The 3,975-nt window shown below is 74.2% G+C and carries 4 protein-coding genes; 1 reads left to right on the plus strand and 3 read right to left on the minus strand.

The window, feature by feature from the left end; translation table 11 throughout:
• The 3 genes from AOK22_RS35525 to AOK22_RS35535 all read right to left on the minus strand — a co-directional run.
• Positions 1–687, minus strand: a 687-nt coding sequence (locus AOK22_RS35525; RefSeq protein WP_055702822.1) for a sugar phosphate isomerase/epimerase family protein, incomplete at its 3' end; no start/stop codon positions are given.
• Positions 688–742: 55 nt separating this feature from the next.
• Positions 743–1,720, minus strand: a complete 978-nt coding sequence (locus AOK22_RS35530; RefSeq protein WP_055702820.1) for a bifunctional helix-turn-helix transcriptional regulator/GNAT family N-acetyltransferase — start codon at positions 1,718–1,720, stop codon at positions 743–745.
• A gap of 95 nt (positions 1,721–1,815) precedes the next feature.
• Entirely contained in the window at positions 1,816–2,415 is a 600-nt protein-coding gene (locus tag AOK22_RS35535; RefSeq protein ID WP_055702821.1) for a LysE family translocator, read from the minus strand.
• A gap of 28 nt (positions 2,416–2,443) precedes the next feature.
• Here AOK22_RS35535 and pdxR point away from each other — a divergent pair.
• Positions 2,444–3,975: MocR-like pyridoxine biosynthesis transcription factor PdxR (gene pdxR / locus AOK22_RS35540; protein ID WP_055702823.1), on the plus strand; the 1,532-nt coding region annotated here is incomplete at its 3' end.

The raw sequence follows: 3,975 nt of genomic DNA on the forward strand, positions 1-3,975 counted from the left end.
GTCCCACCCCGCCTCCGCCAGCAGCCCCACACACTCCCCGAGCGGAAGAACCCCGTCCCCCAGCGCCAACGGCGTCGTGTCGGACGCCGAGGCGATGTCCTTGACCTGGACATACCCGAGGTAGGGAGACAGCGCGGCAAAGCTCTCCGCCGGAGTCTCGCCCCCGAGCCACGTGTGCATGAGGTCCCACAACGCCCCGACCTGCCGGTGCCCCACCGCACCGAGGACACGGATGGCGTCCGCACCGGTCCGGTGCGAGTCATGGGTCTCCAGGAGAATGCGGACGCCGGCGTCGGCGGCATACCGCGCGGCCGTACCCAGCCGCCGCGCGGCCGTCGCATCGGCCTCCTCCGCACTCTGCTCCGTACCCCCGCCCGGAAAGACCCGGACGAAGGGCGCGCCCAGATCGCGCGCGAGGGCGACGAGGGAGCGGATCTCGTCGAGGACGGGCTCGTCGTCGCCGGGCTCCGCCACGCGCGCGTACCCGGCGATACCGATGATCTCGACGCCGGCCGCCTTGAACTCGGCGGCCACGTCGGCCCGTTCGACGAGCCCGAGCCCCGGGTGCACCGGTTCCTCGGGATGCGCGCGGAGTTCGACACCGTGGTAACCGTGGGCGGTGGCGAGCGCCAGCACGTCGGGGAGGGGCAGACCGGGCACGCCGAGCGTGGAGAAGGCGAATCTCATGGCCACGACAGTAGGCGCCGCGCGCGGATGGTCAACCCCGCGTCCGCGCCACGCCTCACGCGGGCCGCTCGTGCAGCGGAAGCCGCCAGTCCTGTCCCACGAGGTCGGCGCCGAAGGATCGGTGGGGTTTCTCGGCGACGAGGACGAAGCCCTGGCGGCGGTAGATGCCGCGGGCCGCTTCGAGGACGTCGTTGGTCCACAGGGTCAGTTCGCGGTAGCCGACGCCGCGCGCGAAGTCCACGCAGGCGCCGACCAGTCGGTCGCCGATGCCGAGGCCCCGCGCGTCCGGTTCCACGAGCAGGAGGCGCAGCCGCGCGGTCCCCGGCGCCTCGTCCCGCACGCACATCACACACCCCACGGGCCGCCCGTCGAGCTCGGCGATCCACACCCGCTCCAGGTGCGGGTCGTGGTCCTGGGCGAAGTCGGCGACGATCCGGGCGACCAGCCCCTCGTAGTCGGTGTTCCAGCCGAACTCGGCCGCGTACACGGCGGCGTTGCGCTCCACGATCCAGCCGAGGTCGCCCGCGCGGGGCTCCCTGAGGACGACGGCGTCGCGGCGGCGGGTGCGGCCCGGCGTGGGGGTGAGGATCTCCCGCACCGTGCGCAGGGCCGCCGTGAGCCGGGTCCGGTCGGCGGCGGGCACGTCGGCGAGCAGCGAGCCGACCGCCTCCCGCGACCGCTCGTCGAGCAGGTCGGCGGCGTCGCGCCCGCGCGCGGTGAGCGTGATCCGCTGACGGCGCGGATCGGGCACGGACGGCGCCCGCTCGACCAGCCCGTCCCGCTCGAACTTGGCCAGCAGACGGCTCAGGTACCCCGCGTCGAGCGAGAGTTCCGCCCGCAGGTCGGCGGCGTCCGTGTGCGGCGCGCGGGCGAGTTCGTACAGGACGCGGGACTCGGTCAGGGTGTACGGGACGTACAGATGGCGGCTGTAGTCCAGCGCGCCGATGAGGTTCGTGTAGAAGCGGTTGAAGGCGCGCATCTCGTGGACGGGCGCGCTGGTCGGCGGCGAGGGCGCACGGGCCGGCTTCGTCATGCGGATCACTCCGGGTCAGCTTTGACTGAGTCAACGGTACGGCGGAGTGGCCGGGGCGGGAACCCTTCGCGTCGGGGCGGCCGTTCGGGGACCTGTCACAGGAACGCGAGCCGCGCGCCCAGTGCCGCGAACGCCGCCGCGAAGGTGCGCCGCAGCCAGGTCACCACGCGCGGACGGGCGATGACGTGGTCGCGCATCGCCGCGGCGAAGCGCCCGTACGCCACGAAGACCACGAACGTGATCAGCATGAAGTACGCGCTCAGCTCCGTCATGCGCAGCAGCGCGTACGGCTCGTCGGCGCTCACGAACTGCGGCAGGAACGCGAAGAAGAACAGCGTCAGCTTCGGGTTGAGGATGTTGATCAGTACGCCGGTCAGGATCGTGCGGCCCGCCGAGCGCGGCTCGCTCTCCCGCTCGGCGGTCGGCTCGCTCGTGTCGCGCAGCGTGCTCCACGCCATGTACAGCAGGTAGGCCACGCCCAGGTACTTGAGGACCTGGAAGGCGACCGCGCTGGTGTGCAGCAGCGCGGCGAGTCCGGTGATCGCGGCGACCATGTGCGGGACGACGCCCAGGGTGCAGCCGACGGCCGCGACCACCGCGGCGCGGGCGCCGCGGGACAGGCCCGCCGCGATCGTGAACAGGACGCCGGTGCCCGGCGTCACGCAGACGACGAGGGAGGTGAGCAGAAATTCCATGCCCCGACCCTGTCGCCACAATGGATCCATGAACAGGTCCAATGGATCTCCTCTCGACCGGTCCATAACGGCTGGTGCGGCCGGAGTGTCGGACGGTGCCGGTGGCTCGCCGGGTGGCGCCGGTGCCTCCGACTTCCTGCAGCTCGACCCCCGTGACGCGCCCAGGGGCGGGCTCGCCGACTGGCTGGCGCGGCGGATCAGGCGCGCCATCGCGGACGGCCGCCTCGCCGCCGGCGACCGGCTCCCCGCCACCCGCACCCTCGCCGGTGAACTGCGCGTCTCCCGCGGCGTCGTCACCGAGGCCTACCGGCGGCTCACCGAGGACGGGCACGTCGCGGGGCGCGGCCGGGGCGGCACGGTCGTCGTGGCCGTGCCGCACGTCGGGTCGACGCCCGTGCGAGGCAAGGGTGTTGATGGTTACGCACGCTCCGCCGCCCCCTTCAGCTTCGCCTCGCCCACCGGCCTCGGCACGTTCGACGCCGTCCGTGCCGCGCCCGCCCGCATCGACCTGTCACCCGGCCTGCCCGACCTCGCCGCCTTCCCGCGCGCGGCCTGGCTGCGGGCGGAGCGCGCGGTGCTCGCCGGGCTCACGCCCTCGGACTTCGGGTACGGCGACCCGCGCGGCACCCCGGCGCTGCGCGGCGCCGTGGCCCGCTGGCTCTCCCGCAACCGCGGGATCCCGGCCGACCCGGACGACGTCCTGATCGTCAACGGCACGGCCCAGGCGCTGCGGCTGCTCGTCGACGTGCTGCGGGCGGCGGGGATCTCCGAGGTGGCCGTCGAGGAACCCGGCTCGCTCGGCGTGCGCCAGCACCTGCGGCCGCTCGGCACCCCGCCCGTCCCGGTCGACGCCCAGGGCGTCCGCGTCGACGCGCTGCGCGCCACGGGGGCGCCCGCCGTGCTGCTCACGCCCGCCCACCAGTTCCCCACCGGGGTCGTCCTCGGCGGCGAGCGGCGGCGCGAGCTGATGGACTGGGCCCGCGACGGCGGGCTCGTCATCGAGGACGACTACGACGCCGAGCACCGGTACGACCGGCCCGCCGTCCCGGCCCTGCGCGCGCTGCTCCCCGGCCACGTCTGCTACGCGGGCAGCGTCTCCAAGCTCCTCGCGCCGGCCCTGCGCCTGGGCTGGCTGCTCGCCCCGCCCGCCTACCGGGACGCGCTGGTGGACGCCAAACGCCTCGTCGACCTCGGCAACGCGGCGCTGCCTCAGCTGGTCCTCGCCCACCTCATGGAATCCGGTGACCTGGAACGCCACCTCAGGCTCATCCGCAAGCACCACCGCAGGCGCAGGGACGCGATGATCGAGGCGATCCGCACGGAGCTGCCGGGCGCGGTGGTGCACGGCGCCGCGGCGGGCCTGCACCTGACCCTCACCCTCGACGCGTCCTCGTACGACGGCCCCGACACGGCCCTCGCCACGGCGGCCCTGGCCCACGGGGTCAAGGTCCACCCCCTGTCCTGGCACACCCAACTCCCGTACCCGCCGGGCCTGGTCCTCGGCTACGCGGCGAGCACGCCGACGCTGATCGAGGAGGGGGTGGGGGTGATCGGGGGGCT

Source organism: Streptomyces silaceus (assembly GCF_001419745.1).
Lineage (GTDB): Bacteria > Actinomycetota > Actinomycetes > Streptomycetales > Streptomycetaceae > Streptomyces > Streptomyces silaceus.

What these genes read in the sequence shown, in the direction of transcription:
- AOK22_RS35530 (WP_055702820.1), bottom strand. Translation starts at nt 1,720, where the DNA reads ATGACGAAGCCGGCCCGTGCGCCCTCGCCGCCGACCAGCGCGCCCGTC.
- AOK22_RS35535 (WP_055702821.1), bottom strand. Translation starts at nt 2,415, where the DNA reads ATGGAATTTCTGCTCACCTCCCTCGTCGTCTGCGTGACGCCGGGCACC.